This window comes from Escherichia sp. MOD1-EC5950 (assembly GCF_002965345.1).
GTDB classification, from domain to species: domain Bacteria; phylum Pseudomonadota; class Gammaproteobacteria; order Enterobacterales; family Enterobacteriaceae; genus Escherichia; species Escherichia marmotae.
Genome location: NZ_PTSR01000034.1, coordinates 23,520 through 30,217 on the forward strand (window position 1 = coordinate 23,520; position 6,698 = coordinate 30,217).

Sequence of the window (6,698 nt, forward strand, 5' to 3'; positions counted from 1 at the left end):
ATGTCTTTTACTGATATCTATCAGATTTCTGGCTCAGCGATGACGGCGCAAACGCTGCGTCTGAATACCGTTGCCAGTAACCTGGCGAATGCCAATGCACCCGCCAGCAGCGAGGCGCAGGCGTATAAAGCGCGTAGCCCGGTGTTTGCCGCGGTGTATCACCACAGTTTGTTGGCGGGAACGCATCGCCACGCGATCGACGGTGCGAGCGTACAGGTGCAGGACGTGCTGCAAACCGGCGGGGCGGTGAAACACTATGAGCCGCATTCGCCGCTGGCCGACGCCAACGGTGATGTCTGGTATCCCGATGTCAACGTGGTGGAACAGATGGCGGACATGATGTCGGCCTCGCGCGATTTTGAAACCAACGTCGATGTGCTCAACAACGTGAAAAGTATGCAGCAAAGCCTGCTGAAACTGGGAGAAGCCTGATGAATACCCTGGCGCTGAATGCGCAATCGCCGCAGCCGACCGCCACGGCGGAAAACAACACCGTGGCGGCCAGCGATACGCAAAGCAGCAGCGATAGCTCGCCCGTCGATACTTTCCTGACGCTGTTTGTCGCGGAGATCCAAAACCAGGACCCGACTGACCCGACCGACGCTACCGAATATATCGACCAGCTTTCGTCGATGGCGCAGGTGGCGATGATGGAAGAGATGAGCGTGCAGGCCAACACCAACGCGGTGCTGATGAGCAATATTCAGGTGATGGCGCTCGGCAACCTGGTGGGTGACGACATTATGGTGCAGACCACCGCCTTGCAGGTGATCGACCAGACCATTAACGGCCGCGCGACGCTGGACGACGCCTGTACTACCGCCGATCTCCACTTTACCGATGCCGCAGGCGATGACTACACCGTCTCGCTGATCCCGGAGGGCAGTTCTTCCGTGGGGCCAGGCCAGGTCGATTTCTCGGTAAATCCCGCCGATTACGGCATTCCGCCGGGTGATTACGACGTCTCAGTGGTGACCAACACCGGGGAAGAAGAGGTGCCGATTGAAGTCTCCGGCGAAGTGGAAGATGTGCGCATCCCGCTCGACGGTAGCTCTCCGGTGCTCAACGTTGCAGGCGTGGGCGAAGTGCCATTCACCATGATTAGCCAGTTTGGCGTACCCGATACCGACAGTGATGTAGCGTGATGACCGGTGCCAAATTGCCTGATGCGCTTCGCTTATCAGGCCTACATGAAACTGCAATGTATTGAATCTGCATGGTTTTGTAGGCCGGATAAGGCGTTCACGCCGCATCCGGCGTTAGGTGCAAGATGCCTGATGCGACGCGTGCGCGTCTTATCAGGCCTACGAGTCCACGCATATTTTTATGTTTGCACCCATATGTAGGCCGGATAAGGCGTTCACGCCGCATCCGGCAAAACAACGGGCACGCTGTCAAAAATTTGAATTAACAGGAAGAAACAATGAGTTATGAAATTGCCGCAACGGGGCTGAATGCCGTTAACGAACAGCTCGACGGGATCAGTAACAACATCGCCAATGCCGGAACGGTGGGCTATAAGTCGATGACCACCCAGTTTTCAGCCATGTATGCCGGAAGCCAGGCAATGGGCGTCAGCGTGGCGGGTACGGCGCAGAGTATTTCGCGCGGTGGTTCGCTGGTCTCCACCGGTAACGCGCTGGATCTGGCGATTAACGACGACGGCTTTTTTGTTACCTGCGACAGCGCGGGCAATATCTCTTATACCCGTGGCGGCTCGTTTGAAACCGACAAAAACGGCTATATCGTTAACGCCTCGGGTGATTACTTGCAGGGCTATCCGGTCGATGACAGCGGCACCCTGCAAACCGGCACGGTCACCGATATCCAGATAAAAACCGGCAATATTCCGGCGCAGGCCAGCAGCAGCCTGACTTTTACCGCCAACTTCAACGCCAGCGACGCGGCTATCGATCGCACCACCGTACCGTTCGACCCGGCCAACAGCAACTCGTATACCGACAGCTACACCACCACGGTGTATGACTCATTGGGTAACGAACACTCGGTATGCCAGTACTTCACCAAAACCAGCGATAACACCTGGGAAGTGCAGTATACCTTCGATGGTCAGCAGCAGACTGGCGTTCCGGCGACGACATTAACCTTCGACCCGAATACCGGGAAACTAACCTCGCCCACCACGCCGCAGACGATTGAGTTTCAGACCGATGCCGCCGCCCCCATCGATTTAACCGTCAATTACTCCACCTGTACGCAATACGGCTCTGACTTCTCGGTCACCACCAATTCCGCCAACGGCTACGCCTCCGCAACGCAAAACGGTGTGCAGGTCGATGACGATGGCAAAGTTTACGCCACCTACAGCAACGGCGAGCGCATGTTGCAAGGGCAGGTGGTGCTGGCAACCTTCCCGAATGAAAACGGTCTGGAGGCGGTGAGTGGCACTGCGTGGGTACAAACCGGGGAATCGGGTACGCCGCTGATTGGCGTTCCTGGTTCCGGCACCTGCGGCACGCTGTCGTCGGGCGTGCTCGAAAGCTCCAACGTCGATATCACCAGCGAACTGGTCAACCTGATGACCGCCCAGCGTAACTACCAGGCCAACACCAAAGTTATCGCCACCAGCACGCAGCTCGATGACGCGCTGTTCCAGGCAATGTAATGGATCGCTTGATTTATACCGCCCTGAGCGGGGCTTCCCAGACTTTGTACGAGCAGCAAATTAGCGCCAACAACCTGGCGAACGTCAACACCAACGGTTTTCGTGCCGACATGGCGATGGCGACCAACGACAAGGTGAAAGGCGGCGGCTTCGACACGCGCTATATGGCGCAGGAAGGGGCCAGCGGCGTGAACGACAGTACGGGTGTGGCGGAGAAGACCGAACGCCCGCTGGACGTGGCGATTCAGGGCGCGGGTTACATTGCGGTGCAGGATAAAAACGGCAACGAAGTCTATACCCGCAACGGCAACATCCAGCAGGACGACCAAGGGCAACTGACCATCGACGGCAATCTGGTGCTGGGAGATAACGGGCCGATCATTCTGCCGCCGAACGCCATCGCCTCGTTTGGCAGCGACGGTACGCTCTCGGTGACGCCCGATGACGGCGATGTGACCGCGACGATGGATATCGACCGCCTGAAGCTGGTGGATATTCCGGTCGCTGACCTGGCGAAAAACGGCGAAGGGATGCTGGTGACTGCCGATGGCGTTCTGGCTCAGCGCGATGAAAACATCAAAGTCAGCGGCGGTTTTCTGGAGGGCAGCAACGTTTCGGCGGTGAGCGAGATGATGTCGTCTATCGCCATGAACCGTCAGTTTGAAGCGCAGATCAAGATGATGAAAACCGCAGAAGATATCAGCGACGCGGGCAACCGCTTATTGCGCGGCTCGTAACCGCACATCGTAGGCCGGATAAGGCGTTACGCCGCATCCGGCAATTATGCGGCGGTGCCTGATGCGACGCTTTGCGTCTTATCAGGCCTACAAGCCTGTGCCCAAACCGTAGGCCGGATAAGGCGTTCACGCCGCATCCGGCAATCGGCGGCAGAAAAACAACACGGAATTTACCACCATGAACGCAGCATTATGGATCAGCAAAACCGGCCTCTCGGCGCAGGATGCTGAAATGAGCGCGATTGCCAACAACATCGCCAACGTTAACACCACCGGCTTCAAGCGTGACCGGGTGATGTTTCAGGATCTGTTCTACCAGACCCAGGAAGCGCCGGGCGCGATGCTCGACCAGAACAACATCATGCCGACCGGGCTGCAATTCGGTAGCGGCGTGCGCATTGTCGGCACTCAGAAAACCTTCACCGAAGGCAACGTCGAAACCACCGACAACGCGATGAATGTCGCCATTATGGGGCAGGGATTTTTGCAAGTGCAAAAGGCCAACGGCGATATCGCCTATACCCGCGATGGCAACTTGCAGGTGAACGCCGACGGCGTGCTGACCAATTCGCAGGGCTTGCCGTTGCAGCCAGAAATCGACGTCCCGGCGGGGGCGACCAACGTCGCTTTTGGTGAGGACGGTACGGTGACGGCGATCTTACCCGGCGACAGCGATGTGACTGAGTTAGGGCAACTGACACTGGTGAACTTCGCCAACCCCGCAGGGCTTTCCGCCGAAGGTGACAACCTGTATCTGGAAACCGCCGCCAGCGGTCAGCCGACCGAGGGCGTGCCGGGCGAAGATGGGCTGGGCACCTTGCAGGACAACGCGCTGGAAGGCTCGAACGTGGATATCGTCAACGAAATGGTGGCGATGATTACGGTGCAACGCGCTTACGAGATGAACGCCAAAATGGTCTCGGCGGCGGACGATATGCTGCAGTACATCAGCCAGACGTTGTAAGGCGAAATGTCGGATGCGACGCTGACGCGTCTTATCCGACCTACCAGGGCTCATAACTCTTTGTATTTTAAACAGGCAGAACGTGAAAAATTATCTCTGGCTGGTGGCGCTGCTTCCCCTGCTTAGCGGGTGTGAATCGCAGGCCATTCTGGTCAAAAAAGACGACGCATACTTTGCACCACCGAAAACCGAAGCGCCGCTCCCGGCTGACGGGCGTGCCGGAGGCGTGTTTGAAACGGGCTACAACTGGTCGCTCACCGCCGATCGGCGGGCTTATCGCGTGGGCGATATTCTGACGGTGATCCTCGAAGAATCTACCCAGTCGAGCAAACAGGCGAAAACCAACTTCGGCAAAAACAACACCGTTGATATTGGTGCGCCGACGATTTTTGGTCACACCAAAGATAAGCTTTCCGGCTCCATCGACGCCAATCGCGACTTTGACGGCAGCGCCACTTCCCAGCAGCAGAACAGCCTGCGCGGAGAGATCACCGTTTCTATCCATGCGGTGCAGCCCAACGGTATTCTGGAAATTCGCGGCGAGAAATGGCTCACCCTCAACCAGGGTGATGAATACATCCGTTTAAGCGGCCTGGTGCGCGCCGACGACATCCAGAACGACAACTCGGTTTCCTCCCAGCGGATTGCCGACGCTCGCATCTCCTATGCCGGACGCGGCGCGTTAAGCGACGCCAACGCTGCAGGCTGGCTGACGCGGCTGTTTAACCATCCTCTGTTCCCGATTTAATGCCGGAGAGTGCAATGCAAAACTGGATCAAGACCGTGGTTCTCGCCATAAGCCTGGCGCTGCCCGGCGTGGCGCTGGCGCAATCGCTGGAGTCGCTGGTCAACGTACAGGGCGTGCGTGAAAACCAACTGGTCGGCTACAGCCTGGTGGTCGGCCTCGACGGCACCGGTGATAAAAACCAAGTCAAATTCACCAACCAGACCATCACCAATATGCTGCGCCAGTTTGGCGTGCAACTGCCGAATAAAATCGACCCGAAGGTGAAAAACGTCGCGGCGGTGGCGGTGAGCGCCACGCTGCCGCCGATGTACTCGCGCGGGCAGACCATTGATGTCACCGTTTCGTCGATTGGTGATGCGAAAAGTATTCGTGGCGGCACCTTGCTGCTGACCCAATTGCACGGCGCGGATGGCGAAGTTTATGCCCTGGCGCAGGGCAGCGTGGTGGTGGGCGGGATGAACGCCACCGGAGCCAGCGGCTCGAGCGTGACGGTTAACACACCAACCGCCGGGTTAATTCCCAACGGCGCGACGGTAGAACGCGAGATCCCCAGCGATTTTCAGATGGGCGACACCATCACCCTCAACCTGAAACGTCCGTCGTTTAAAGACGCCAACAACATTGCGGCGGCGATCAACGCCTCGTTTGGCGGCATCGCCACCGCGCAGAGTTCTACCAACGTTACCGTGCGCGCGCCCACCAGCCCCGGCGCGCGGGTGGCGTTTATGTCGCAACTGGACGATGTGCAAGTGCAGGCGGAGAAAGTCCGCGCCCGCGTGGTGTTTAACTCACGTACCGGCACGGTGGTGATGGGCGATGGCATCGCGCTGCATGCGGCGGCGGTGTCGCACGGTAGTTTGACCGTCTCGATTAACGAAACCAGCAACGTCAGCCAGCCGAACGCCCTTGCGGGCGGGCGCACGGCGGTCACGCCGCAAAGCAATATCGCGGTGAATCATGCGCGTCCAGGCGTAGTCAGTTTGCCGGAGTCCAGCAGCCTGAAAACGCTGGTCAATGCGTTGAACAGCTTAGGCGCAACGCCGGACGATATTATGTCGATTTTGCAGGCGCTGCATGAAGCGGGCGCGCTGGATGCCGACCTGGAGGTGATCTGATGAAAGTGAACGCCAGCGGCGGGATTGACGGCAGCGACGTATTAATGGGGCCGAAGGTTCAGGCCAATGACATCAAGCAGGCCGCGGAACAGTTTGAGGCGATCTTTTTACGCAACATGCTGAAAGAGATGCGAAAAACCAATGAGCTTTTCGATTCGAAAGATAACCCGTTTAACAGCGATTCGGTGCGCATGATGCAGGGGTTTTATGATGATGAGTTGTGTAACACCCTGGCGCAGCAGCACGGGATTGGCATTGCGGCGATGATTGTGAAGCAGTTGTCACCAAAGCATAAATGAGGCTCCGGCGTTTGGTGCCTGATGCGCCGCTGTCGCGTCTTATCAGGCCTACGAGACTACGAGTCCGCACATATTTTTATGTTTGCGCCCATATGTAGGCCGGATAAGGCTTTTACGCCGCATCCGGCGTTCGGTGCCTGATGCGCCGCTGTCGCGTCTTATCAGGCCTACGAGTCCGCACATATTTTTATGTTTGCGCCCGTATGTAG

Annotated in this window: 8 protein-coding genes; all 8 read left to right on the forward strand. The window is 57.7% G+C overall.

Annotated elements, in window-relative coordinates; all coding sequences use genetic code 11:
• The 8 genes from flgC (at position 1) to BEA93_RS21330 (ending at position 6,489) form a co-directional block, all read left to right on the forward strand.
• Entirely contained in the window at positions 1–432 is a 432-nt protein-coding gene (flgC, locus tag BEA93_RS21295; protein WP_038355509.1) for a flagellar basal body rod protein FlgC, read from the forward strand.
• Entirely contained in the window at positions 432–1,145 is a 714-nt protein-coding gene (locus tag BEA93_RS21300) for a flagellar hook capping FlgD N-terminal domain-containing protein (protein ID WP_105225090.1), read from the forward strand. The genes flgC and BEA93_RS21300 overlap by 1 nt, the downstream gene beginning before the upstream one ends.
• A gap of 278 nt (positions 1,146–1,423) precedes the next feature.
• Complete coding sequence (flgE, locus tag BEA93_RS21305) at positions 1,424–2,626, forward strand: flagellar hook protein FlgE (RefSeq protein ID WP_105225091.1); 1,203 nt, start codon at positions 1,424–1,426, stop codon at positions 2,624–2,626.
• Entirely contained in the window at positions 2,626–3,363 is a 738-nt protein-coding gene (locus BEA93_RS21310; RefSeq protein ID WP_038355507.1) for a flagellar basal body rod protein FlgF, read from the forward strand. Before flgE ends, BEA93_RS21310 begins: the two co-directional genes overlap by 1 nt.
• Positions 3,364–3,541: 178 nt before the next feature.
• Positions 3,542–4,327, forward strand: coding sequence for a flagellar basal-body rod protein FlgG (gene flgG, locus BEA93_RS21315; RefSeq protein ID WP_000990540.1), 786 nt, complete (start codon positions 3,542–3,544; stop codon positions 4,325–4,327).
• A gap of 82 nt (positions 4,328–4,409) precedes the next feature.
• The gene (gene flgH / locus BEA93_RS21320) at positions 4,410–5,075 is read left to right on the forward strand and encodes a flagellar basal body L-ring protein FlgH (protein WP_105225092.1); all 666 of its coding nucleotides are present in this window, start codon (positions 4,410–4,412) and stop codon (positions 5,073–5,075) included.
• 14 nt (positions 5,076–5,089) lie between these two features.
• Complete coding sequence (locus BEA93_RS21325) at positions 5,090–6,190, forward strand: flagellar basal body P-ring protein FlgI (RefSeq protein ID WP_038355505.1); 1,101 nt, start codon at positions 5,090–5,092, stop codon at positions 6,188–6,190.
• The gene (locus BEA93_RS21330; protein WP_105225093.1) at positions 6,190–6,489 is read left to right on the forward strand and encodes a rod-binding protein; all 300 of its coding nucleotides are present in this window, start codon (positions 6,190–6,192) and stop codon (positions 6,487–6,489) included. The genes BEA93_RS21325 and BEA93_RS21330 overlap by 1 nt, the downstream gene beginning before the upstream one ends.
• Positions 6,490–6,698 lie beyond the last annotated feature (209 nt).